Raw genomic sequence first — 22354 nt, 5'->3', positions numbered from 1 at the left:
CGTCCGGTGGGTGTCCGGGCGCCGGAGCCGATCGTGGTCCGGTGATGAGGGCTTGCCCGCGGTCGGATGTCGGTGGCGTTCCGGTGGCCTGTGGCGGTCTGTCCGGTGGGTGTCCGGGCGCCGGAGCCGATCGTGGTCCGGTGATGAGGGCTTGCCCGCGGTCGGATGTCGGTGGCGTTCCGGTGGCCTGTGGCGGTCTGTCCGGTGGGTGTCCGGGCGCCGGAGCCGAGCGTGGTCCGGTGATGAGGGCTTGCCCGCGGTCGGATGTCGGTGGCGTTCCGGTGGCCTGTGGCGGTCTGTCCGGTGGGTGTCCGGGCGCCGGAGCCGAGCGTGGTCCGGTGATGAGGGCTTGCCCGCGGTCGGATGTCGGTGGCGTTCCGGTGGCCTGTGGCGGTCTGTCCGGTGGGTGTCCGGGCGCCGGAGCCGAGCGTGGTCCGGTGATGAGGGCTTGCCTGCAGCCGGGCGTGGGTGACGTTCCGGTGGCCTGTGGCGGTCCATCACGTGGACGTCCCGGCGCCGGAGCCGACCGCCGTCCGATCATGAGCGCATGCCCGCAGTCGACATCCCCGGTTCCAAGTCCATCACCGCCCGCGCCCTCTTCCTGGCGGCGGCGGCCGACGGAGTCACCACCCTCGTACGCCCCCTCCGCTCGGACGACACCGAGGGCTTCGCCGAGGGCCTGACCCGGCTCGGGTACCGGCTGGGACGGACACCGGACGCCTGGCAGGTGGACGGCCGCCCGGCGGGCCCCGCGGTACCGGAAGCGGACGTGTACTGCCGGGACGGCGCGACCACGGCCCGCTTCCTGCCGACCCTGGCAGCGGCGGGCCACGGCACGTACCGCTTCGACGCCTCGGAGCAGATGCGGCGCCGCCCCCTGCTCCCCCTGACCCAGGCCCTGCGCGACCTCGGCGTGGACCTGCGGCACGAGCAGACGGAGGGCCACCACCCCCTGACGGTCCGGGCAACGGGCGTCGAGGGCGGCGAGGTGGTGCTGGACGCGGGGCAGTCCTCGCAGTACCTGACAGCACTGCTCCTCCTGGGCCCACTGACCCGCAAGGGCCTGCGGATCCGGGTGACGGACCTGGTCTCGGTGCCGTACGTGGAGATCACGATCGCGATGATGCGGGCGTTCGGGGTGGAGGTGGGGCGGGAGACGGGCGGTTCGCAGGGGAACGTCTTCGTGGTCCCGCCGGGCGGCTACCGCGCCACGACGTACGCCATCGAACCGGATGCCTCCACGGCCGGCTACTTCTTCGCGGCGGCAGCGGTGACCCCGGGCGCGGAGGTGACCGTGCCGGGCCTGGGGGAGGGGGCGCTCCAGGGCGACCTGGGCTTCGTCGACGTACTGCGGCGGATGGGTGCGGAGGTGTCCGTGGGACCGGACGGCACGCGAGTCAGGGGTACAGGGGTCCTGAGGGGGGTCACCGTGAACATGCGGGACATCTCCGACACGATGCCGACGCTCGCCGCGATCGCACCCTTCGCCGACGGCCCCGTACGGATCGAGGACGTGGCGAACACCCGGGTCAAGGAGTGCGACCGACTGGAGGCCTGCGCGGAGAACCTGCGGCGGCTGGGGGCGGAGGTGGCGACGGGCCTGGACTGGATCGAGATCCGCCCGGGGGTCGCGGGCTCCTTGAGGGGGACCGAGATCAAGTCGTACGGCGACCACCGCATCGTGATGTCGTTCGCGGTGACGGGCCTTCGGGTGCCGGGAATCTCGTTCGACGACCCGGGATGCGTACGGAAGACTTTCCCGGGCTTCCATGAGGCGTTCGCGGAGCTGAGGGACGGCCTGCGGTAGGGGGGCACGGATGGCGCGTCGCGGGCGGTGCGGTGCGGGTCAGGGTGTTTCCGTGCGGGGTGTTGCCGACTCGGCGGCTGATGACCGTAGTTGATCCCGCACCGCCCTCAACACCGGGTCTCCCTCCGCCCCCGTCCGTACCGCCGCGAAGATGTTCCTCGACGGCGGTTCCCCCTCCGTCGTCAGTACCGCGAGGCGCCGGTGTTCGTACAGCGGCCGCACCAGCCTCGGGATCAGCGCCACCCCCGCCCCCGCCTCCACCAGCGCCGCCAGTGCGCTCCAGTCGTTCACGGCGTGGCGGATGTCCGGGGTGAAGCCGGAGGTCGCGCAGACCGCGCGGGTGATCGCGCCGACGCAGCTGCGGGCGTCCCCGGCGACCCAGGTGTCGGTGGCCAGTTCGCGCAAGGCGACCTGCTTGCCGCCGGTCAGTCGGTGGTTCGTCGGGACCACGATGTCCAGGACGTCCCGCAGCACGTCGATCCGGCTGTAGCGGCGGTCCGTGTGGGGTGGGGTGGCCGCGAAGTCGACGGCCACCGCCACGTCGACCTGTCCGGCGTCCAACGCCGTGAAGAGGTCCGGGGGTTCGGCCTCCACGACCTCGACGCGTACGTCGGGCAGACGCGCGGCCAGTCCGCGCAGTACTCCCGGCAGGAGGCCCAGGATTCCGCTGGAGAAGCAGCCGATGGTCACCGAGCCGCGGCCGCCTTCGCCGTATGCCGCCAAGTCGCTGCGGGCGCGCTCCAGTTGGGCGGCGATGGCGTCGGCGTGGGTGAGGAGGACACGGGCTTGGCCGGTGAGGCGTACGCCTCGGCCGTCCCGTTCCGTCAGGGGGGTGCCGATCTCGCGGGACAGGGCCGCGATCTGCTGTGAGACCGCCGACGGGGTCAGGTGCAGGGCCTCCGCCGTTCTCGCCAGGCTGCCTCGGCGCTGGAGTTCGCGGAGGACCGTGAGGCGGCGCAGGTCGACTGTGAAGGTCTCGCTTACCTGTTCCATCGAGAAAGGTTAACTGGACCGGTCGGGCTGTCATCGGAAACCATCTACGCCATGACCTCCTCCTATCTCATCCTCCACGGCTGGCAGAACCACCGTCCCGAGGGCCATTGGCAGCACTGGCTCGCCGATCGTCTCGCCGAGCTCGGGCATGAGGTCACGTATCCGCAGCTGCCGGAACCGGACGACCCGGACCTGGAGGTGTGGCTCGGCGAACTCGCCCGCCACCTCGAACAGCGCCCTGACGTCGTCCTCGCCCACAGCCTCTCCGCCGTCCTCTGGCTGCACGCCGTCTCACGCGGGATCGTCAAGGAGGGGTACGTGGAGCGCGTACTGCTCGTCGGGCCGCCCTCTCCCACCGTCCTCGCGCAATACCCCGAGGTCGCCGAATTCGCCCCGCCCCCGCTGGAGTTCGCCCTCCCCGGCCCGACCCTCCTCGTCGCCGGCGACGACGACCCGTACTGCGCGGGAGGCGCCCGAGCCGTCTACGGCGACCCCCTCGGCCTCCCCACGACCCTCCTCCCCGGCGCCGCCCACCTCGACCTGGACGCCGGTTACGGCTCCTGGCCCTCGGTGCTGGAGTGGTGCCTGGACCCGGAGACTGAGTTCACGGTGCGGGGGGAGGGGTAGCGCCACCGGACGTACCGCTCTCCTCCCCGGCTCCGGCCCCACCCGCACTTCCCGGCCTCCGCAACTCCGGCGTCGTCACCCCCACCCCCACCACCGCCGCCACGCACATCAGCCCTCCGGCGATCAGCGCCGTCGCCCCCGACGTCCAGCCCGCCACCAAGCCGCCCCGCAGATTGCCGAGGTGAGGGCCCGCCTGGCCGACGATCGTCTCGGCGGCGGTGACCCGGCCGAGGAGGGAGTCAGGGGTGAAGGTCTGGACGATGGTGGTGCGGGAGAGGACGGCGAGGGCGTCCGCCGCGCCGGCCAGGGCGAGGAGGGCGAGGCCCGCCCAGGCGCTGGTCGTCAGGCCGAAGAGGAAGAGGAACACGCCCCAGCCCCCGGACGCGCACAGCATGACCGGGCCGGGGCGGGCCAGGCGGGTGACCGGGCCGGAGAAGGCGGTGGCGGTGACTCCGCCTACGGCCAGGGCGGAGAGGAAGAGGCCGAGGGTGCGTGGGTCGCCGCCGAAGCGTTCCTGGTTGACCAGGGGGAAGAGGGAGAGGGGCATCGCCAGGACGCATGCCGCGAGGTCCGTGAGGAGGGCGCCGCGCACCACGCGGTGTCTGACCAGGAAGCCGAGGCCGTCCAGGACGCCGTGGACGCCCGGGCGGGACTTGTCGCCCTCGGGTGGGAGGGCGGGGAGGCCGTAGGCGCCGTAGAAGGACATCGTGAAGCTCAAGGTGTCCAGGAGGTAGCAGACGCCTATGCCCCACCAGCCGAGGACGACGCCGGCGACGGCGGGGCCGGTCAGCATCATCGCCTGGGCGGTGACCTGCTGGAGGGCGAGGCCCGCGGCCACCTGCTCCTTCGGCAGCAGACGCGGGACGAACACGCCCGCCGCGGGGGCGCCCAGCGCGGCGAAGGACGTCTGGACCGCGACCAGGACGAGGACGACCGCCACCGGCGCGTGTCCGGCGAAGCCCTGCACGGTCAGCAGGAGGGAGCAGGCCGCCGATCCGACGGTGCCCGTGAGGTACATGCGGCGGCGGTCGACGCGGTCGGCCCACGCGCCCGCGAACAGACTGACGGCGACCATCGGCACCGCCTGCGCGACACCCACCGCGCCCGTCCAGAACGTGCTGTGGGTCATGTCCCAGACCTGGTACAGGACGGTGACCATGGTCATGAAGCTGCCGAGCGTGGACACCGTGCGCCCGAACAGCAGCCGCCGGAAGACGGGGGAGGTGCGCAGGGGCCGTACGTCGAGCAGCGCGTGGGACAGGCTCATGAGAGGAGGACCGGGGGCGGGGTGGGCTGATGCACCCGGGGACGCTAACCGGTCGTCGGCTCCCGAGCCACCGAATTAGTCAGGCGCTCGCGGCGCTGAACAGGTCACGCGCTCTCGTTCAGCAGCCGCCCCAGATGCTCCCGCCCCGCCCCCAGCAGCTCGGCCAGCGGTGCCGCCCCCTCGTACCAGCGCTTCTCGTACTCCCAGCACAGCCAGCCGTCCCAGCCGTGCCGGGAGAGGACCTCGACGCACTCGGCGAGCGGGAGGACGCCGGCGCCGAGGGGGAGCGGGGTGGTGTCGTCGGGGGAGGCGATGTCCTTGACCTGGACGTATCCGAGGTACGGGGAGAGCGCCGCGTAGGTCTCGGAGGGCTGTTCGCCGCCGAGCCAGGTGTGCATGACGTCCCAGAGGGAGCCGGCGTTGCGGTGGCCGACGAGGCCGAGGACGCGGATCGCGTCGGCGCCGGTGCGGTGCGAGTCGTGGGTCTCCAGCAGTACCCGTACGTCGACGTCGGCCGCGTACTCCGCCGCCGTGCCCAGGCGTCGCGCGGCCGTCGCGTCGGCCTCCGCGGTCGTCTGCTCGGGGCTGGCGCCGGGGAAGACGCGGATGTACGGGGCGCCGAGGTCGTGGGCGAGGTCGAGGAGGGCGCGGATCTCCGCGATCACCGTCTCGTCGTCGCCCGGCGCGGCCACGCGCGCGTACCCGGCGAGACCGAGGATCTCCACCCCGGCCGCCTTGAACTCGGCGACCACGTCGGCCCGGCGGGCGGCGTCGATGCCGGGATGCACCGCCTCCTCCGGATGCGCGCGCAGTTCCACGCCGTGATAGCCGTGGGCGGTCGCGAGGCGGAGGACCTCGGGGACGGGGAGACCGGGGACGCCGAGAGTGGAGAACGCCAGCTTCATGTCAACGGACTCTACGCGTCACTCCTGACCGCCGTGCAGGTCCAGGCGCCAGTCCTGGCCGACCAGGTCCTTGCCGAAGGAGCGGTGCGGTTTCTCGGCGAGGAGGACGAAGCCGTGGCGCTGGTAGATGTGGCGGGCGGAGGTGAGGATGTCGTTGGTCCACAGGACCAGCTCGCGGTAGCCGACGCCGCGCGCGAAGTCGATGACGGCGGTGACGAGCCGGTCGCCGATGCCGAGGCCGCGCGCCTCCGGCTCGACGAGGAGGAGACGCAGGCGGGCCGTCGCCGGGGCCTCGTCGCGTACGCACATCACGCAGCCCACCGGGCGGCCGTCGAGCTCGGCGATCCACACGCGTTCGAGGTGCGGGTCGTGGTCCTCGGCGAAGTCGGCGACGATCCGGGCCACCAGCCCCTCGTAGTCGGCGTTCCAGCCGTACTCCGCGGTGTAGAGGGCCGCGTTGCGCTGCACGATCCAGCCGAGGTCGCCGGGACCGGGCTCGCGCAGCAGGACGTCCTCGCGGCGTGGCGGGCGGCCGTCGGAGAGGAGTTCGCGGACGGTGTGCATGGCCTCGGCGAGCCGGGGGCGGTCGGCGGACGGGACCGTCGCCAGCAGCGCGCCCACCGACTCGTCCGCCCGCTCGGCGAGCAGCGCCGCGGTCTCCCGCCCCCGCGCGGTGAGCGTGACCCGGCGGCGGCGCGGGTCGCGGCGGGAGGGGGCGCGCTCGATCAGGCCGTCCTGCTCGAACTTGTTCAGGATCCGGCTCAAGTAGCCCGCGTCCAGGGAGAGTTCGCCCCGCAGATCGGCCGCGTCGGTACGCGGGGAGTGCGCGAGCTCGTACAGGACGCGGGACTCGGTGAGGGTGTACGGGGCGTAGAGGTGGCGGCTGTAGTCGAGGGCGCCGATGACGTTCGTGTAGAAGCGGTTGAAGGCGCGGATGTCCTGCACGGTCATGGTCGTCGACCCCCGGATCGTTGACTCAGTCAGAGATACCGTACGACGACCCCGCACCCCCGTCCAGAGTCACGCCCGGCGATACACGCTGACCTGCGTCCCCGTCGGCGAGGTGGCCGTCGACACCAGCTCGAAGGTGTGCTTGGCGCCCTCGGTCGGGAAGATCGACTTGCCGCCCCCGAGAATCACCGGCATCACGATGAGCCGCAGCTCGTCGACGAGCCCCTCGTGGAGAAGGGTGCGGGCGAGGCCGGGGCTGCCCATGACGAGCAGCTTGCCGCCCTCACCCTCACTCTCGCTGATCTTGCGGAGGTGGGCGACGGCCTCGGCGCCGGGGACGAGGGTGCTGTTCTCCCAGGTCAGGTCGTCATCGCCGAGGGTGTCCGTGACGACGTACTTCTTGATCGAGTTCATCCGGTCCGCTGGGGGTCCCCCCGCTTGCGGGGGAGGATCCCCCGCCCGCTCCGGCCACGCCCCCGCCATCGCCTGCCACGTACGCCGCCCGAACAACAGCGCGTCCGCCTCCCCCAGCGCCGCGTCGAAGGCCCCGCCGACCACCTCCGGGTCGAAGAAGGCGTGCGTCCACCCACCGTGCGCGAACCCGCCGTCGGTGTCCTCCTCGGGGCCGCCGGGGGCCTGGACGACGCCGTCGAGGCTGATGAAAGAGGTGATGACGATGGGCATGGGAGGTGCTCCTGTCGGCTGTGCGGCTGGTTACGGGAAGGGAGACCGGCGCGGGGCGCGAAACTCATCGGTACTCATCGGTGGGCGTTCAATGTTGGTCCGGCGGCCCGATGATGTGCAGCCCGACGTGCCGGGCCACCCAGGTCACCTGCCGGGCCTCGTCCTCGGGGTCGCCGGTGGCACGTACATGGACGAAGACGGTGTGGTCGTCGGCCCGTTCGTCCCAGTCCCGCGTACGGCGGTTGAACTGCACGGAGACCTCGGCGTGCTTGAGATCCCGGTTCAGCTCCTCCTCCGGGACCTCCGGCCACACCAGGCCGTACCACTCCAGCTGCCCGATGCACCGGCCCGCCGCCGCGGTGAAGGCGTCCTCGATGCCGCCGATCGGCTGCTCCCACAGGTCGGCCGCCAACGGCAGCCAGCGCGACAGGGACTCGGGGTCGGTGGCGAGGTCGGCTCCCGGGACGCCGCAGTAGAGCGCGGGCGGGTCGACGGGTTCTCCGTTCATCCGCCGCACGTCCCGCCACCGCGTGGTGATGAACGTGGCGTCTCCGGGAAGCGTGTTCCGCAGGCGCACCACGTCCTCGACGGTGTCCAGCCGGACATCCACCCGCACCTTCGACTCCGCGCCGACCCCCACCGCCACCAGCCCCCGCGCGATGCTCAACGCCTCGGCCGGGTCGGTCGTACGGAACACGGGGTAGGCGACTTCGACGGACATGAGCCGGACCCTGCCACAACCCCGGAGACGCGGAAACCGGATATCACCTGCGCGGCGGGGACGCTGAGGGCGAACGGGGGTTTGTGGCAGGTGAGTTGTCCCCAGGATCAAGGGCATGACGACAACGGCCACACCGGCGTACGACGATCACGCGGACTGGTACAACGCGTTCATGTCGCCGAGCCTGGGCGGCGCGTACTTCGAGCAGGTGCATACGACGCTGAGGGCGCTGCTCGGCCCCGGCGAGGGCGTCTGTCTGGACGTCTGCTGCGGCACCGGCGCCCACGCGGGCGTCGCGGCGGAGCTGGGCCGGACCCCGGTCGGCGTCGACCTCTCGGCGGGGCAGCTGCGGCACGCCGCGGCGCGGCTGCCGGTCGCGGTCGCCGACGCGACGGCGCTGCCGCTGGCCGACGCCTCCGTGCCGGCGGCGATGTGCGTGCTGGCGAGTACGGACGTACCCGACTACGCGGCCGTGGTGCGCGAGATCGCGCGGGTGCTGACGCCCGGCGGGCGGTTCGTGCACCTCGGGGTGCATCTGTGCTTCGTGGGGGCGTTCGCGGACTGGCGGGAGCGCGGGCGGGTGGTGCTGGACGACCGGTACGCCGACCGGTCCCGCACCCTCGACTCCTGGAACCCCGAGGGCGTACGGGCTCGGGTGGGCGCCTGGCACATCCCGCTGGCCGACCTCCTGAACGCCGTGACGGCGGCGGGGCTGCGGCTGGAACGGACCGTCGAGGCGGGGCCGGGCGGGGTGCCGGAGCTGTTCGGATTCGTCGCGGTGCGGTGAGGTTCGTGTCGGAAATCCGGGCCGGGTAGAGAAACGCTTGCGTTTCGTTAAGCCTCCTCGTAGTCTGAAGCTTGTCGGTACGAAACCGTTTCGTATCGAAGTTCGGCTGTCGACAGACAGGGAAAGGGGAGGTGGACCGCGATGACAGGTTCCCCCGTGCTCCTGGCGGTGGCCCTCTCCCTCGTCTCGGCGGTCTGCTACGCGGCCGCCGCGGTCGTGCAGGAGCGGACCGCCGCCGGCACCACGAGCGTGCGCGGCGCCCTGGCCCGCGGCGCCTGGTGGGGCTCGGTCCTCCTCAACGCCTCCGGCGCCCTGCTGCACGTGGTCGCCCTGCGCTACGGACCGCTGACCCTCGTCCAGCCGCTCGGCGCGCTGAGCCTGGTGCTGGCCGTGCCGCTGGGCTCGCTGGTGACGGGGCGCCGGACCTCGGGCGCGCAGTGGCGCGGCATGGCCTTCACGGTCGTGGGACTGTCGACGCTGCTCGCCGTCACCGCCTCGGGCACCGGCCCGGCCGAGACCCTGAGCACCCCCGAGGTCCTCACGGTCGCCCTCGTCGCCGGCGCGGTCATCGCCGCGCTCGCCACCCGGACCGGCCTCGCGGTCGCCGCCGCGTCCGGCATCGCCTCCGGCGTCGGCTCCACACTGGCCCAGAAGCTGGTGATCGGCCCGACCGTCTCCTGGGACGCCGCCCTGCTGACCCTCCTGACGGTCGCCTTCGCGGTAGGCGGCCTGCTCCTGTCGCAGAAGGCGTACGGCAACGGCCTCGGCGCCCCCCTCGCCACCCTCACCCTCCTCAACCCCGTCACCGCCTCCGCCATCGGCATCGCCCTCCTGGGCGAGGGCTTCCAGTACGGCGCGACAGGCACGCTCCTCGCCCTCGCGGGAGCCGCGGCGGCGGTACGCGGGGTACTGCTCCTGAGCGGCCCGAGGCCCGACGAGGCGACGGCGACGGCCCCGGTCCACCCGCTGGCCATCGACGAGGTGCCGCCGACGCTCCCGGTCCGGCCGCCGGTCATCGACGAGATGCCGTCGAGGCTCCCGGTCCGGCCGGTGCGCACGGAATCCCTGCCGAGCGGTCCCCGGACCGAGCCGAGCGGCCCCCGGACCGCCGAGATGCCGCCCACCGTCCCCGTCCAGCCGGTGCGCAAGGCCCCCCTGCGCCCCCTCACCGTCGCCACCGTCTCCGTCGAACTGACCGGCGCCAGCCGGGCCCTGTGAGAGGCAGAACCCGAAGATGACGATCCTGCAGATGCCCCCTCGGACCGCCGTACGCAGGGCGGGACTGGTGGACGTACCCGCGGTGGTACGGCTGTTCACGGTGCCGGAACACGCCGCCGTGGACCCGGACCAGGCGCAGCGCGCGATGCGGCTGATGCTGGCCCACTACGCGCTGGAGGAGGGCGAGGTGTGGGTGGCCGAGCGCATGGACGGCACCTTGCTGGCGGCGGCGGTCTGGCTCCCGCCCGGCACCGAGTCCCCGCACACCCGCTTCAGCGGCCTCTTCGCCCGCGAACTCAGTGTCCCGCTGCCGAGGGAGCCGGCCCTTCCGACGGCCCTGAAGCAGGCCAAGCCCGACACCCCGCACTGGACGGTGATCACCGTCTGCACCCCGGACGACACGGAGGCCTGGGACCCCAAGGTCGTCACCGACCTCCTCTCCCCGGGCCTCCACACGGTCGACGCCGACCACGCCCCCGCCATCGCCGTCACCCTCTCCCCCCGCCACATGGACCAACTCCGCCCCCTGGGCTTCCGCCACCCCCACCAGGTCACCCTCCCCCCGGGCAACGGCATATGGCTGACGACCCGCTCTCCGGAGCCTCGGCTGGCGGCTTGAGGGGCCACTGGAGGGGTCACTTGAGGGGCCACTTGAGGGGCCGGGGAAGTCGGTCCCGGCATCCCGGGCATCGGCATGCGCCTGCTGCCCCGCCGTCCGGAACGCCGGCCGACGGCTTGGTCCGTCAGGGCCCGCACCTCGCCCGGCGAGGGCAATCCGCAGCCTCCGCAGCTTCCGTAGCCTCCGAGCTTCCACAGCCTCCGGAGCTTCCGTAGCCTCCGGAGCCCTCTCCGGGCCGCTCAGCCCCGCGGCGCCCCGGTAGACCCCCGCACCATCAGCTCCCCCCGGATCACGGCGATCCCCCCAGGCGGCTCCTCCTCCCGCCCCATCGCGATCCGCCCCGCCCGAGCCCCCGCCTCCGCCAACGGCAACCGCACGGTCGTCAACGCCGGCACCGCGTCGATGCTGAACGGCAGATCGTCGAACCCGGCGACGGACACGTCGTCCGGAATCCGCAGCCCCGAGTCCCGCAGCGCGGCGCACGCCCCCAGCGCGACGGAGTCGTTCGCCGCCACGACTGCCGTGAGGGACGGATCCCGCCGCAGCAGCTCCAGCGTGGCCTCGTAACCGGAACGCCGGTCGTAACGTCCATGCACGGTCCACCGCGGGTCCTCGGAGATCCCCGCGTCGGCGAGCGCGGCGCGATGCCCCTCCAGCCGATGCCGGGTGGTCGTCCGCTCCTCGGGCCCCGCGATGTACCCCAGCCGCCGGTGGCCGAGCCCGAGCAGATGCTCGGTCAGCTCCCGCCCGCCGCCACGGTTGTCGAAGGTCAGCGCGATCGCGGAGGTGTCCGGCGCCGGCGGCCGCCCGCACAGCACCACCCGCGTCCCCGCGTCCCCCAGCTTCCGCAGCTTCGCCGCGACCGCCGCCGCGTGCGGCGCGTCCTCGACCGCGCCGCCGGTCAGGACCACGGCCGCCGCCCGCTGCCGCTGGAGCAGCGTCAGGTACGTCAGCTCACGCTCCGGCGAGCCCCCCGTGTTGCAGGTCACCGCGAGCCGCTCACCGCCCGCGCGCCCGCCCGGACCGCCGATCTCCGACTGGATCGCGCTCGCCATGATCCCGAAGAAGGGGTCGGCGATGTCGTTGACGAGGATCCCGACCAGGTCGGACGTCGCCGCGGCCAGCGCGCTCGCCGGCCCGTTCAGTACGTAGTCCAGCTCGTCCACGGCGCGCAGCACCCGCTCGCGGGTGGATGCGGCCACGGGATAGTTCCCGTTCAGCACGCGCGACACCGTCGCGGGCGAGACCTGCGCGCGGGCCGCCACGTCCGCCAGGGTCACCGTCATCTCGTCGTCCTCCGGTCGCGCATCGCAGTCGTACTCCGTCGTACGTGGTCCTACACGCGGGCACCCATGGCCCGGTTCCGAGCCGACCTTAAGGGCACACCCCCCTGTTGTTCGCCCCCTCGAACAACTCAACCCAGTCACGGTCTTGTCCGGACCGCTGGTCAGAGGCTAGCTTCTTCCTAGATAGAAAGCGCTTGCTGTACCGCTCACCCGTAGAGGCGTACGCGGCGCGCACAACCGCGTACGAAAGCTGCGTACGACTCCTACGAAGGGACTGCCGTGACACGCAAGACGGTGCGTATCGCCATGAACGGCGTGACCGGGCGCATGGGCTACCGCCAGCACCTGGTCCGCTCCATCCTGGCCCTCCGTGAGCAGGGCGGCCTCGACCTCGGCGACGGCACCGTGCTGTGGCCCGAGCCGATCCTGGTCGGCCGCCGCGAGCACGCCCTCAAGGCGCTGGCCGAGCGGCACGGCCTGGAGCACTGGTCGACGGACGTGGACGCGGTCCTCGCCGACCCGACCGTCGACGTCTTCTTCGACGCCGCGATGACCTCGGGCCGCGAGGAGGTCCTCAAGAAGGCCATCGCCGCGGGCAAGCACGTCTACACCGAGAAGCCGACCGCGGTCGGCCTCGAAGGCGCCATCGAGCTGGCCCGGCTGGCGCGCGAGGCGGGCGTCAAGTCCGGTGTCGTGCAGGACAAGCTGTTCCTGCCCGGCCTGCTCAAGCTCAAGCGGCTCATCGACGGCGGCTTCTTCGGCCGGATCCTGTCCGTGCGCGGCGAGTTCGGCTACTGGGTCTTCGAGGGCGACTGGCAGGAGGCCCAGCGCCCGTCGTGGAACTACCGCGCGGAGGACGGCGGCGGCATCGTCGTCGACATGTTCCCGCACTGGGAGTACGTGCTGCACGAGCTGTTCGGCCGGGTGACCTCGGTGAACGCGCTGGCCACCACACACGTCCCGACCCGCTGGGACGAGAACGGCAAGCCCTACGCCGCCACCGCCGACGACTCCGCGTACGGCATCTTCGAGATCGAGGGCGGTGTCGTCGCCCAGATCAACTCCAGCTGGGACGTGCGCGTCAACCGCGACGAGCTGGTCGAGTTCCAGGTGGACGGCACGGAGGGCTCGGCGGTCGCCGGTCTGCGCAACTGCCGTGTCCAGCACCGCAGCGCGACGCCGAAGCCGGTCTGGAACCCGGACCTGCCCGCCACCTACTCCTTCCGCGACCAGTGGCAGGAGGTCCCGGACAACGCCGAGTTCGACAACGGCTTCAAGGCCCAGTGGGAGCTCTTCCTCAAGCACGTCTACGCCGACGCCCCCTACCACTGGGACCTCCTCGCCGGCGCCCGCGGCGTCCAGCTCGCCGAGCTGGGCCTGAAGTCCTCGGCCGAGGGCCGCCGTCTCGACGTACCGGAGATCGGGCTGTGACGATCCAACTCCCCGACGGCCAGGGCGGATTGAGGGCGTACGAACCCCGCCGCGAACCACTCGCCGTCACCACCGGTTCTCCCTTCACCTCTCGTACGGTGTTCTCGGCGGCGCATGTCGTCGCCGACCCGTTCGCCGACACGACCCCCGACTCACCGGCCGCCGTCGACTGGGACGCCACCCTCGCCTTCCGCCGCCACCTGTGGTCCCACGGACTCGGCGTCGCCGAGGCGATGGACACCGCCCAGCGCGGCATGGGCCTGGACTGGGCGGGCGCGGCCGAGCTGATCCGCCGGTCCGCCGCCGAGGCCAAGTCCGTCGGCGGCCTCATCGCCTGCGGCGTCGGCACCGACCAGCTCACCGGCCCGGCGTCCCTGGACGAGGTCCGGGCGGCGTACGAGGAGCAGCTCGCGCTGGTGGAGGAGTCCGGCGCGCAGGCCATCCTGATGGCGTCCCGCGCCCTCGCGGCGGCGGCGAAGGGCCCCGAGGACTACCTGGAGATCTACGGCCACCTGCTCCGCCAGGCCACCGAGCCGGTCGTCCTGCACTGGCTGGGCCCGATGTTCGACCCGGCCCTTGAGGGCTACTGGGGCTCCTCCGACCTGGACGCGGCGACGGACACCTTCCTTGAGGTCATCGCGGCCCACCCGGACAAGGTCGACGGCATCAAGGTCTCGCTCCTGGAGGCCCAGCGCGAGATCGACATCCGCCGCCGCCTCCCGCAGGGCGTCCGCTGCTACACCGGCGACGACTTCAACTACCCCGAGCTGATCGCGGGCGACGAGAAGGGCTTCAGCCACGCCCTGCTCGGCATCTTCGACCCGCTGGGCCCGCTGGCGGCGGAGGCGGTCCGCGTCCTGGACACGGGCAACACGGAGGGTTTCCGCGAACTCCTCGACCCCACGGTCGAGTTGTCCCGCCACCTCTTCCAGGCGCCCACCCGCTTCTACAAGACGGGCGTGGTCTTCCTGGCCTGGCTCGCGGGCCACCAGAGCCACTTCACCATGGTCGGCGGCCTCCAGTCGGCCCGCTCCCTCCCGCACTTCACCCGCGCCTACGAACTCGCCGACGGCCTGGGCCTGTTCCCGGACCCGAAGCTGGCGGAGGAGCGGATGAAGAACCTGCTCGCCCTGTACGGAGTGGCCCAGTGAGCACCGGACTTGAACGCTTCTCCATCAACCAGATGACGGTCAAGCAGCTGTCGATGCCGGAACTGGCCGACGCCTGCGGCCAGTTGGGCATCGTCAACGTCGGCCTGTGGCGCGAGCCCGTCCAGACGTACGGCCTGGAGGCGACGGCCAAGCTGATCCGCGACGCGGGCCTGACGGTCACGACCCTGTGCCGCGGCGGCTTCTTCACGGCGATCGATCCGGTGGAGCGTTCAAAAGCGCTGGACGACAACCGCCGCGCGATCGACGAGGCGGCGACGCTGGGCACGGACACCCTGGTCCTGGTCTCCGGCGGTCTGCCCGCCGGTTCGAAGGACCTGCACGGCGCGCGGGAGCGCATCGCCGACGCGCTGGGCGAGCTGGGCCCGTACGCGGAACAGCACGGCGTACGCCTGGCCATCGAGCCGCTGCACCCGATGTACGCCTCCGACCGCTGCGTGGTGTCGACGCTCAAGCAGGCCCTCGACCTCGCGGAACGTTTCCCGGCCCACCAGGTCGGCGTCACGGTCGACACGTACCACATCTGGTGGGACGACGACGCGCCCGCGCAGATCGCCCGGGCGGGCGCGGGCGGCCGTATCCACACCTTCCAGCTCGCCGATTGGACCACCCCGCTGCCGGAAGGCGTCCTGAACGGGCGCGGCCAGATCGGCGACGGCGCGATCGACATGCGCGAGTGGCAGGGCTACGTCGAGGCGGCCGGATACACCGGCGCCATCGAGGTGGAGCTCTTCAACGACGGGCTGTGGGCGCGGGACGGCCGAGAGGTGCTGGCGGAGACGGCGGCACGGTTCGTGGAGCACACGCTGAATCAGTAGTCGGCAGCTTCCGAGTAGATACCCTCCCAGGCCGCCGCGATGTCGGTGGCCTGGGGGTGTTGGCACGTTGACAGCACCTTGAGGATGTCCTTCATGACCAGGCGCATGTATTGGTGCGAGTCTCGGGCCAAGTCCGTGCGGAGCCGCCGTAGCTTCGGATCCCCGGGGAGTTCCTGACCGAGCGACAACAGGCCGAGGGCGGCCAGTATGCGCTCCTGGGTGGCACCCGCCTGTGGATAGGACCGCCGCAGCGCGGCGTGGGCATTCATTCCATCGATACGAGACAGCGCAAGCGCGCACTGGCCTCGAATCTGCCACTGCGTGCTTGTGAGTCCTTGGTGAAGCTCGTTCAGGAACCTGTCGTCGTTGAAGACGTGGGTCTCGCCCGGCAGATGTCGATAGAGCTGCTCGGCCGCCGCTGCGTCCGGCTCTGCGTGTGCCAGAAAGAAATCGTACGACGACACACCGCACCTCCGGCGACGCCGAGTGCCCCCGATTGTCTGCCGGGCTTGTGCACCCCGGCAAGGGGACGGTGGGACGAGGGGCGGACCTGTCCACGCTTTAAGATCGGCCCCGGTACCCAGACGAACGGATGTCGACGCCCATGTACGTCAGCCGGATCAGAGTGCAGGACATCAAATCCTTCCACGGCCCGCGTCAGGTCGACCTGACTCTGACTCGCCCCGACGGCAGCCATGCCGGGTGGACAGTGCTCGCGGGCCGCAACGGATCGGGCAAGACGACCTTGCTGCGCGCCATGGCTCTGGCGCTCACCGGACCGGCGGTGGCGCGCAGTCTGGTGCCGGGGTTCGAGAACTGGGTGACGGAACAGAGCGGGGCGGGCACGGTAGAGGTCGAGATCACCCGGGACGCGAAACACGACCGCTTCTCACACGGCCGCCCGCCCACTGGTTCCTTCCGGGCAGGGCTCCGCTGGACAGTTCCCCGGGACGGCTCGGCCGGGCGGGTGCCGGTCCGCAGGGGGGTGCTGCCCGGTCTGGGGGAGATCACGTACGGCAAGCGGTCGGCCAGTGCCAGTGCCGCTCACCGTGGTCCATGGGCCGACAACCCGGCAGGCTGGTTCTGCGCCGCCTACGGGCCCTTCCGGCGGATGGCCGGAGGCTCCGGTGAGGTGCAGCGGCTGATGCTCGCTTCAGGTCCCGTGGCCAGGAACACGAGCCTGTTCCACGAGGACGCCTCCCTGGCCGAGGGGGTCGCCTGGCTGATCGAGCAGCATCTGCGCGCGCTGGAGAACAGGGAGGGCGCCGCCGGGCTGAAGGCGTTCACCCTGGCGGTGCTCCGGGACGGGCTGTTGCCGGACGGGTACCGGATCGTCGACGTCGACTCCGAGGGCCTGTGGGTCGAGCGGGACGGCAGTCGATTTCCGCTGCGCGAGACGAGCGACGGATTCCGTACGGTGACCGCCCTGGTCGTCGACATTCTCAAGCAACTGCACGACGTGTACGGCCCCGGTCTGTGGACGTCCGAGTTGTGGGAGGCCCGGGGTGGCTCGGTCGCGCTGATGACCCCCGGTGTCGTCATCATCGACGAGATCGACGCTCATCTGCATGTCTCCTGGCAACGCCGCATCGGACCCTGGCTGACAGCGCACTTCCCCCGCATCCAGTTCGTCGTCACGACGCACAGTCCCTACATCTGCCAGGCCGCGGACCCCGGTGGCCTGATCCGGCTGCCGGGTGTGGACGAGGCACGCCCGCCCGAGGTCATCGATCAGGACCTGTACGACCGAGTGGTCTACGGCAGCGGCGACGACGCCGTTCTCTCCGACCTCTTCGGTCTCGACACGCCCTATTCCGAGCGGGCCGAGCAGGTGAGGGCCGAGTTCGTGGAGTTGGAGGCGGAGATCTACGACGGGGCCTCGTCACGGGAGACGCTCGCCCGCTACCGGGAACTCAAGGAGCGGCTCACCAGCTCGCCGTCGGCCCGTGTGGACGAGATGAGCGCGCACCTCCGCCGGATCGGGGAGGAGATCACCGGGGGCCCGAAGGACGAAGAGGAGTGATCCGGCTTCGGCGCGCGGTCCTGTCCGCGGGCACGAAGGAGCTGCTGAAGGACTACACCGAGGACATCCGGCAGCGGGCCACGGAGAAGGAACGCAAGGACAGGGCTAAGGACCTGTGGGCGAATCGCCGGCAGGTCCGCCCCGGCCTCCTGGCGGGGCTCGCGGAGATGGCTCCCGGCCACGAACGCTGCATGTACTGCGGTGACGGCCAGGGCACGGACATCGATCACTTCGAGCCGAAGAGCCTCGCTCCGCTGCGTACCTTCGACTGGCTCAACCACGTGCTCGCCTGCTCGTTCTGCAACAGCAACCAGAAGCGGAGCCTGTTCCCCGTAGCGGCCGACGGCAGCCCACTGCTCGTCGACCCGACAGCCGAGGACCCCTTGGACCATCTACGGCTGGTGCTCCCGCTTGGAACGTATCAGGGCCTGACCGACAGAGGACGGGCCTGTATCGAGGTGTTCGGCCTCAATGCCAGGGCGGTGCTGGTCAAGGGGCGCAGGGACGCCTACTGGACGGCCAGGGATTCCATCGAGCTGTGGCGCTCAGCCATGGACAAGGGAGACGGTGACAAGGCGAAGCGGATCGTCCGGGTTGCCTGGAACCGCCCACTCATCGATGTACTGGTCGCCATGTTCCACCAGTCCGGACATCCGGCGGCCGATGCCCTGTTCGCGGGGGAGGAGGAGGTCCTCGACCTCCTCCACGATCCCGAACTGCGATCCGCGTTTCTGCACTTCCGGGGCATCGTCTACTGACGCGCCCGTCCGTCCTCCCCGAAGTGGTCGAACTCGCCTGCCTGTACGCCGAGTACAAAGGCATCCCACTCGGGGCGAGTGGTGGTGACGGTGGTGTGCGGGGCGGTGGTGTTGTGGATGCGGACGGTGTCGTCTTTGCCGAGGGTGGCCTGGATGGCGGGTCGGTCGGAGTGGGGTTGGCGCTTGAGGGCGGTGAGGAAGGTGGCGAAGGTGGCCGGTGTGGCCGTGAGTATCGCTCCGGTGGGGTCGCTGCTTTCCGTCAGATGAACGGTGCCGGGGGTGGCGGCGATGTGGATGCAGGAGTCGCCTGATCCGCAGTAGGACGACCTCTGCCAGGTGTAGCGAGGCATGGTGACTCCTTACAGTTCCCGGGCGATTTGGTGGATGACATCCCGCGATTTGGCCGGGGGGAGGGCCCTGGCTTCCATGCGGTCGAGGAGCCTTCGATACATGTGCAGTTGGGCTTCGGCGTCCAGGAACACCGGCCCGTGGGACTGGTCGAGGTGGACGGTGTCGAGCTGGGGCACCGGCCCGTTGGAGTAGAAGATCGACTGGCCCGAACCGGGGAACGAGCCGGCGGTGAAGGGGAGTACTCGTAGAGTGACGTGGTCACGTTCGCTCATGTCCAGCATGTGGTGCAGCTGAGCCCTGGCCATGGCCGGCCCGCCGAACTGCATCCGTAGGGCGGCTTCGTGGACCACCACCTCGTACGGCGTCGGCGGGTCCCGGAAGAGCACTGCTTGGCGCTTGATGCGGTACGACACTCGATGCTCGATGTCTGGTGGGGAAAGCTCGGGAATCACCTGGCGGAAGAGCTCGCGGGCGTGGTCGATCGTCTGCAGCAGGCCGGGGATGTGAACGGTGACAGAAACGCGCAGGTGCGCGGCGTGGTGTTCTACCTCGGCGAGGTCCAGCAGGGCGGCTGGCAGCAGGTCCCGGTACTCCTCCCACCAGCCGCGATGGCGCTGGGAGGTCATGGTTGCCAGCGCCTCGGTCAGGGCCCTGTCCGCGCACTTGTAGTGGCAGGCGAGCGCGCGGACCCGCTCGGCGCTCACGCCCACGCGTCCAGCTTCCATGTTGCTGATCTGGCTCTGCTGCGCACCGACCAGTTGACCGGCCTGGGTCGCGCTCAGGCCTGCGCTCTCCCGGAGTTTGCGCAGTTCAGTGCCGAAACGGAGCTGGCGCCCCGTCGGGATGGCTCTCATGGTCGGCGCCCCTCCTCGGAGCGCTTGGTCACCCACAAGGATGATTGGTCATGGATGTCTAGTAAATGGAGTCATGTATTAACTCAACATCGCTACCTTATTGCTCAGGCGCCCTCGCTCAGAAGCGCACCGCCCGACGGGGCGGCACCGCCACTGGGCAACCATCCGCACATCCTCAACTCCCCACTGTGATCGGAGATTTCCATGGCCACCGTAACCCCGCCCTGGGCCTACACCCTCCACCTCCCGCACGATCCACTCGCACCGGGGATCGCCCGCGCAACCCTCCGCACCGTCCTCGCCGCACACGGCCTCGCCGAGGTCGCCCCCGTCGCCGAGCTGTTGGCGTCCGAGCTGCTCACCAACGACCCCCGGGTGCCGCCCGGATTCGGGGGCGCCGACATCGACGTACCACCGCCCGACGCCGAGAACGGCCGCGGTCTGCACCTCGTACGGGCCTTCGCGGACTCCGTCGGGGTCTCCGTACTGCGGGAGCTCGGCGCGTCGAAGGGTGGGAAGCTGCTGTGGGCCGAGTGCCGGTGACTCCCAGGCGAGCCGGGCTTACGCCACGATGCCGGGAGCGACGGTCGGCATCCTGCGGTGAGCCGCATCGCCGTGCGCACCGTGACCGCACTGCCTGCTGAGTAGGCGCACCCGACCGCACCACGAAAGGCTCGCCCCTCACCCATGAGCGTCCGTAGCATCACCTGTACGCCCATCTCAAGGAGCAGGCACATGAGCGCACAGCCCGTCGAACCCTTCCCTGAACCCCCGCGCACGCCGGACGACGTCGCCGCCGCCCTTCCGCCTGCGCAGCGCATGGAGTTCTACCGGGAGATCGGTACCGCCACCGAGGAGACGATCAGCGGGGTCCTGCGCCGCTGGCGCCTGCGCATCCGCCTCTACCAGAACCCCGACCCCGGAGAGCGGATGCTGCGCGAACACCAGGACGGCACCCGGCCCGGCCTGCCCGCAACCGCCGCAATCCGCGCCGCCGAGGAGGCCCGCGGCCGGTGAACGAAGAACAGCATGACCGCATCACCCTCTCTCCGCAGGTCTGGGACACTCTCGACGACACACGAATGTCGGCCGACGTCTTCGGGGCGATTGCCGCATTCCTCGTCGAGCTGCGGAAGAACGCGGTCCCCCAGGACGCGCTCCCCATCCCCGGACGACCCGACTGGTACTCCGCTCCACTCGTCCGTGATCTCGGTCTGGTCGAATACCACGTCGGTGACACCCAGCCAGGCCAGGATGACCCTGATCCTGGTCCGGACATCTTCGTCGCCCGCATCCTCCGTGTCGACGTACCCGACTTTTGACGATGCGGGGGGACGCACAGACGTTGGGCGGTGGGGTTCATAGGGATGTGACACTTCGCGCTGAAGTGACACATCCCCGCGGAGGGAGGGCCTGCAGAGAGCGGGCTGGAGGGCGCCGCACCGCTTTGTCGATCTGCTGCGCGTCGTCGGGCTGGGCAGCCGCCATTCGCCGCAGTCTCAGCGCTTCACCAAAAATTCCTGAGAAACCGTGCAACCCTCCCCCCACCCCGTGGGTCGTACTTGGCATCAGGGCTTCTGGGGAGGGGATCTGGGGGGATCGCGGGGGTTCTGATACGGAGGGGAAAACCCGAGGGGGCCTGGTCGACGGACCAGGCCCCCTCGAAGTTTTCCCGGGTCACTGGGGCACCGGGTCACCGGGTCAGAAGAAGACCCCGCACCTCAGCAGCACATTCGCGTACGGCCGCGCCTCGCCGGTCCTCACGACCAGCCGCACCCCCGCCGACAGCTCCTTGAGCCGCTCGTGCGAGACGAACTCCAGGCCGTCCTCGCCGAAGTGCCCGGCCAGCAGCTTCGCCGCCCCCGGGTTCGCGTTCCGTACCTCCGACGCCGCCGTGGCCCCTTCCACCACCAGCTCGGCCAGCAGCCCCTCCACCACCTCGGCGAAGGACGGCACCCCGGCCCGGAAGGCGAGGTCGACGACCCGGGGCCCGTCGGGTATCGGCATACCGGCGTCGCAGACCAGTACCCCGTCCCCGTGCCCCAACTCGGCCAGCGCGCCCGAGAGATGACGGTTCAGGATTCCCGCCTTCTTCACAGTGCGTCTACCTCCTCGGCCGTCGGGAAGGACACCTGCGCGCCCTCCTTCGTCACCGCTGCCGCCCCGACCCGGGCCGCGTACGCCGCCGCCTCCGCCAAAGAGGACCCCCTGCCCAGCCGATAGGCCAGCGCGGCTGTGAAGGCGTCACCCGCGCCCGTCGTGTCCACGGCGTCCACCTTCACGGACGGGACCCGCACGACCCCCTTCGAGGACGCCACCAGCGCGCCCTCCGACCCCAGCGTCACGACCACCGACCGCGGCCCCTTCGCCAGCAGGATCCGCGCCCAGTCCTCCGGTGAGTCACCCACCGCCGAATCGCCGAGGATCACCTTCGCCTCGTGCTCGTTGACGATCAGCGGGTCGCAGGCCGCCAGCACCTCGGTCGGCAGGGGGCGCGGCGGCGACGGGTTCAGTACGAAACGGCTGTCCGGGGCGAGACTCCGTACGACCTCCACGACCGTCTCCAGCGGGATCTCCAACTGGACCGAGACGACCCGGGAGGCGTGGAAGAGGCTCCCCGCGGCCCGTACGTCCTCCGGGGTCAGACGGCCGTTCGCGCCCGGCGAGACCACGATGCTGTTGTCGCCGGACGGGTCGACCGTGATCAGCGCGACCCCCGTCGGCGCCCCGCCCACCAGCACGCCCACCGTGTCGACCCCGGCCGAGCGCTGCGAGTCCAGCAGCAGCCGGCCGTACGCGTCGTCGCCGACCCGGGCCAGCAGGGCCGTGGCGGCGCCGAGACGGGCGGCCGCGACCGCCTGGTTGGCGCCCTTGCCGCCCGGGTGGACGGCGAGGTCGGAGCCGAGCACGGTCTCCCCGGCGCCCGGCCGGCGCTCGACGCCGATCACCAGGTCGGCGTTGGCGGATCCCACGACCAGGAGGTCGTAGTCGTACATGAAATCGCTCCCCTATGAAGTGAGTTGAGGCGGGCGGGTCCCCGTCAGGACGACCCGCCCGCCTTGCGGCCTCAGCCCGCCGGCTTCAA

General features: G+C 71.1%; 25 protein-coding genes. 13 read left to right on the top strand and 12 right to left on the bottom strand.

What is annotated here, in order from left to right; translation table 11 throughout:
- Positions 1-547: 547 nt before the first annotated feature.
- Positions 548-1807, top strand: a complete 1260-nt coding sequence (gene aroA, locus ABZ928_RS26700; RefSeq protein ID WP_361523844.1) for a 3-phosphoshikimate 1-carboxyvinyltransferase — start codon at positions 548-550, stop codon at positions 1805-1807.
- A gap of 39 nt (positions 1808-1846) precedes the next feature.
- On the opposite strand, the gene ABZ928_RS26695 is transcribed toward aroA, so the two are convergent.
- The gene (locus ABZ928_RS26695; protein WP_361523841.1) at positions 1847-2800 is read right to left on the bottom strand and encodes a LysR family transcriptional regulator; all 954 of its coding nucleotides are present in this window, start codon (positions 2798-2800) and stop codon (positions 1847-1849) included.
- A 51-nt stretch (positions 2801-2851) separates the two neighbouring features.
- Here ABZ928_RS26695 and ABZ928_RS26690 point away from each other — a divergent pair, with 51 nt between their 5' ends.
- Complete coding sequence (locus tag ABZ928_RS26690; protein ID WP_361523838.1) at positions 2852-3427, top strand: alpha/beta hydrolase; 576 nt, start codon at positions 2852-2854, stop codon at positions 3425-3427.
- Here ABZ928_RS26690 and ABZ928_RS26685 read toward each other — a convergent pair.
- The 5 genes from ABZ928_RS26685 to ABZ928_RS26665 form a co-directional block, all read right to left on the bottom strand.
- Positions 3405-4694, bottom strand: a complete 1290-nt coding sequence (locus ABZ928_RS26685; protein WP_361523835.1) for an MFS transporter — start codon at positions 4692-4694, stop codon at positions 3405-3407. The two genes, ABZ928_RS26690 and ABZ928_RS26685, sit on opposite strands and share 23 nt — an antisense overlap.
- Before the next feature lie 104 nt (positions 4695-4798).
- Positions 4799-5599, bottom strand: a complete 801-nt coding sequence (locus ABZ928_RS26680) for a sugar phosphate isomerase/epimerase family protein (RefSeq protein ID WP_361523832.1) — start codon at positions 5597-5599, stop codon at positions 4799-4801.
- A gap of 18 nt (positions 5600-5617) precedes the next feature.
- Positions 5618-6550: a helix-turn-helix domain-containing GNAT family N-acetyltransferase gene (locus ABZ928_RS26675; RefSeq protein ID WP_361523829.1), complete on the bottom strand. Its 933-nt coding sequence runs from the start codon at positions 6548-6550 to the stop codon at positions 5618-5620.
- Between the two features lie 69 nt (positions 6551-6619).
- Entirely contained in the window at positions 6620-7234 is a 615-nt protein-coding gene (locus ABZ928_RS26670) for a dihydrofolate reductase family protein (protein WP_361523827.1), read from the bottom strand.
- Positions 7235-7322: 88 nt separating this feature from the next.
- On the bottom strand, positions 7323-7955 hold the full coding sequence (locus tag ABZ928_RS26665; protein ID WP_361523824.1) for a hypothetical protein: 633 nt from the start codon (positions 7953-7955) through the stop codon (positions 7323-7325).
- Between the two features lie 115 nt (positions 7956-8070).
- Between ABZ928_RS26665 and ABZ928_RS26660 the strand changes: the two genes are divergently transcribed.
- The 3 genes from ABZ928_RS26660 to ABZ928_RS26650 all read left to right on the top strand — a co-directional run bounded on the left by ABZ928_RS26660 (position 8071) and on the right by ABZ928_RS26650 (position 10579).
- A complete protein-coding gene (locus ABZ928_RS26660) occupies positions 8071-8742 on the top strand; it encodes a class I SAM-dependent methyltransferase (protein WP_361523821.1) in 672 nt (223 codons plus the stop codon).
- 141 nt (positions 8743-8883) lie between these two features.
- Positions 8884-9960: a hypothetical protein gene (locus ABZ928_RS26655; protein ID WP_361523819.1), complete on the top strand. Its 1077-nt coding sequence runs from the start codon at positions 8884-8886 to the stop codon at positions 9958-9960.
- A 31-nt stretch (positions 9961-9991) separates the two neighbouring features.
- On the top strand, positions 9992-10579 hold the full coding sequence (locus ABZ928_RS26650) for a hypothetical protein (protein ID WP_361523816.1): 588 nt from the start codon (positions 9992-9994) through the stop codon (positions 10577-10579).
- Between the two features lie 239 nt (positions 10580-10818).
- Here ABZ928_RS26650 and ABZ928_RS26645 read toward each other — a convergent pair whose 3' ends face one another.
- The gene (locus ABZ928_RS26645; RefSeq protein WP_361523814.1) at positions 10819-11865 is read right to left on the bottom strand and encodes a LacI family DNA-binding transcriptional regulator; all 1047 of its coding nucleotides are present in this window, start codon (positions 11863-11865) and stop codon (positions 10819-10821) included.
- Positions 11866-12144: 279 nt separating this feature from the next.
- Here ABZ928_RS26645 and ABZ928_RS26640 point away from each other — a divergent pair, with 279 nt between their 5' ends.
- The 3 genes from ABZ928_RS26640 to ABZ928_RS26630 are packed head-to-tail and all read left to right on the top strand — an operon-like array spanning position 12145 to position 15283.
- On the top strand, positions 12145-13296 hold the full coding sequence (locus tag ABZ928_RS26640; RefSeq protein WP_361523812.1) for a Gfo/Idh/MocA family oxidoreductase: 1152 nt from the start codon (positions 12145-12147) through the stop codon (positions 13294-13296).
- On the top strand, positions 13293-14447 hold the full coding sequence (locus tag ABZ928_RS26635) for a dihydrodipicolinate synthase family protein (protein ID WP_361523810.1): 1155 nt from the start codon (positions 13293-13295) through the stop codon (positions 14445-14447). The genes ABZ928_RS26640 and ABZ928_RS26635 overlap by 4 nt, the downstream gene beginning before the upstream one ends.
- A 32-nt stretch (positions 14448-14479) precedes the next feature.
- Positions 14480-15283, top strand: a complete 804-nt coding sequence (locus ABZ928_RS26630; protein WP_361524670.1) for a sugar phosphate isomerase/epimerase family protein — start codon at positions 14480-14482, stop codon at positions 15281-15283.
- Here the strand turns inward: ABZ928_RS26630 and ABZ928_RS26625 are convergent.
- The gene (locus ABZ928_RS26625) at positions 15277-15747 is read right to left on the bottom strand and encodes a hypothetical protein (protein WP_361523807.1); all 471 of its coding nucleotides are present in this window, start codon (positions 15745-15747) and stop codon (positions 15277-15279) included. The genes ABZ928_RS26630 and ABZ928_RS26625 overlap by 7 nt on opposite strands.
- 140 nt (positions 15748-15887) lie before the next feature.
- Here ABZ928_RS26625 and ABZ928_RS26620 point away from each other — a divergent pair, with 140 nt between their 5' ends.
- Entirely contained in the window at positions 15888-17306 is a 1419-nt protein-coding gene (locus ABZ928_RS26620) for an AAA family ATPase (RefSeq protein WP_361524667.1), read from the top strand.
- Complete coding sequence (locus ABZ928_RS26615) at positions 17303-18064, top strand: HNH endonuclease (protein ID WP_361523805.1); 762 nt, start codon at positions 17303-17305, stop codon at positions 18062-18064. Before ABZ928_RS26620 ends, ABZ928_RS26615 begins: the two co-directional genes overlap by 4 nt.
- On the opposite strand, the gene ABZ928_RS26610 is transcribed toward ABZ928_RS26615, so the two are convergent.
- Complete coding sequence (locus tag ABZ928_RS26610) at positions 18058-18414, bottom strand: DUF397 domain-containing protein (RefSeq protein ID WP_361523802.1); 357 nt, start codon at positions 18412-18414, stop codon at positions 18058-18060. The genes ABZ928_RS26615 and ABZ928_RS26610 overlap by 7 nt on opposite strands.
- A gap of 9 nt (positions 18415-18423) precedes the next feature.
- The gene (locus ABZ928_RS26605) at positions 18424-19269 is read right to left on the bottom strand and encodes a helix-turn-helix transcriptional regulator (RefSeq protein ID WP_361523799.1); all 846 of its coding nucleotides are present in this window, start codon (positions 19267-19269) and stop codon (positions 18424-18426) included.
- 204 nt (positions 19270-19473) lie between these two features.
- On the opposite strand from ABZ928_RS26605, the gene ABZ928_RS26600 reads away from it, so the two are divergent.
- From ABZ928_RS26600 to ABZ928_RS26590, 3 genes are all read left to right on the top strand, one after another.
- Positions 19474-19812 (top strand): ATP-binding protein, encoded by a 339-nt coding sequence (locus tag ABZ928_RS26600; RefSeq protein WP_361523796.1) that lies wholly within the window; start codon positions 19474-19476, stop codon positions 19810-19812.
- Positions 19813-20004: 192 nt separating this feature from the next.
- Positions 20005-20286, top strand: coding sequence for a DUF6247 family protein (locus ABZ928_RS26595; protein WP_361523793.1), 282 nt, complete (start codon positions 20005-20007; stop codon positions 20284-20286).
- Positions 20283-20591, top strand: a complete 309-nt coding sequence (locus tag ABZ928_RS26590) for a hypothetical protein (RefSeq protein ID WP_361523789.1) — start codon at positions 20283-20285, stop codon at positions 20589-20591. The genes ABZ928_RS26595 and ABZ928_RS26590 overlap by 4 nt, the downstream gene beginning before the upstream one ends.
- Before the next feature lie 379 nt (positions 20592-20970).
- On the opposite strand, the gene rbsD is transcribed toward ABZ928_RS26590, so the two are convergent.
- Positions 20971-21366: a D-ribose pyranase gene (rbsD, locus tag ABZ928_RS26585; RefSeq protein ID WP_361523786.1), complete on the bottom strand. Its 396-nt coding sequence runs from the start codon at positions 21364-21366 to the stop codon at positions 20971-20973.
- Positions 21363-22265, bottom strand: coding sequence for a ribokinase (locus ABZ928_RS26580; RefSeq protein ID WP_361523783.1), 903 nt, complete (start codon positions 22263-22265; stop codon positions 21363-21365). Before ABZ928_RS26580 ends, rbsD begins: the two co-directional genes overlap by 4 nt.
- Between the last annotated feature and the right edge of the window lie 89 nt (positions 22266-22354).

The organism is Streptomyces sp. NPDC046909 (genome assembly GCF_040644695.1).
Lineage (GTDB): Bacteria > Actinomycetota > Actinomycetes > Streptomycetales > Streptomycetaceae > Streptomyces.
The sequence above is the reverse complement of the archived record's forward strand: the minus strand, read 5'-3'. Positions and strand labels throughout refer to the sequence as shown.

Bases quoted from the DNA above. Each gene is read 5' to 3' on its own strand.
- aroA (WP_361523844.1), top strand. From the start codon at position 548: ATGCCCGCAGTCGACATCCCCGGTTCCAAGTCCATCACCGCCCGCGCC.
- ABZ928_RS26695 (WP_361523841.1), bottom strand. From the start codon at position 2,800: ATGGAACAGGTAAGCGAGACCTTCACAGTCGACCTGCGCCGCCTCACG.
- ABZ928_RS26690 (WP_361523838.1), top strand. From the start codon at position 2,852: ATGACCTCCTCCTATCTCATCCTCCACGGCTGGCAGAACCACCGTCCC.
- ABZ928_RS26685 (WP_361523835.1), bottom strand. From the start codon at position 4,694: ATGAGCCTGTCCCACGCGCTGCTCGACGTACGGCCCCTGCGCACCTCC.
- ABZ928_RS26680 (WP_361523832.1), bottom strand. From the start codon at position 5,599: ATGAAGCTGGCGTTCTCCACTCTCGGCGTCCCCGGTCTCCCCGTCCCC.
- ABZ928_RS26675 (WP_361523829.1), bottom strand. From the start codon at position 6,550: ATGACCGTGCAGGACATCCGCGCCTTCAACCGCTTCTACACGAACGTC.
- ABZ928_RS26670 (WP_361523827.1), bottom strand. From the start codon at position 7,234: ATGCCCATCGTCATCACCTCTTTCATCAGCCTCGACGGCGTCGTCCAG.
- ABZ928_RS26665 (WP_361523824.1), bottom strand. From the start codon at position 7,955: ATGTCCGTCGAAGTCGCCTACCCCGTGTTCCGTACGACCGACCCGGCC.
- ABZ928_RS26660 (WP_361523821.1), top strand. From the start codon at position 8,071: ATGACGACAACGGCCACACCGGCGTACGACGATCACGCGGACTGGTAC.
- ABZ928_RS26655 (WP_361523819.1), top strand. From the start codon at position 8,884: ATGACAGGTTCCCCCGTGCTCCTGGCGGTGGCCCTCTCCCTCGTCTCG.
- ABZ928_RS26650 (WP_361523816.1), top strand. From the start codon at position 9,992: ATGCCCCCTCGGACCGCCGTACGCAGGGCGGGACTGGTGGACGTACCC.
- ABZ928_RS26645 (WP_361523814.1), bottom strand. From the start codon at position 11,865: ATGACGGTGACCCTGGCGGACGTGGCGGCCCGCGCGCAGGTCTCGCCC.
- ABZ928_RS26630 (WP_361524670.1), top strand. From the start codon at position 14,480: ATGACGGTCAAGCAGCTGTCGATGCCGGAACTGGCCGACGCCTGCGGC.
- ABZ928_RS26620 (WP_361524667.1), top strand. From the start codon at position 15,888: ATGTACGTCAGCCGGATCAGAGTGCAGGACATCAAATCCTTCCACGGC.
- ABZ928_RS26610 (WP_361523802.1), bottom strand. From the start codon at position 18,414: ATGCCTCGCTACACCTGGCAGAGGTCGTCCTACTGCGGATCAGGCGAC.
- ABZ928_RS26605 (WP_361523799.1), bottom strand. From the start codon at position 19,269: ATGAGAGCCATCCCGACGGGGCGCCAGCTCCGTTTCGGCACTGAACTG.
- ABZ928_RS26600 (WP_361523796.1), top strand. From the start codon at position 19,474: ATGGCCACCGTAACCCCGCCCTGGGCCTACACCCTCCACCTCCCGCAC.
- ABZ928_RS26595 (WP_361523793.1), top strand. From the start codon at position 20,005: ATGAGCGCACAGCCCGTCGAACCCTTCCCTGAACCCCCGCGCACGCCG.
- ABZ928_RS26580 (WP_361523783.1), bottom strand. From the start codon at position 22,265: ATGTACGACTACGACCTCCTGGTCGTGGGATCCGCCAACGCCGACCTG.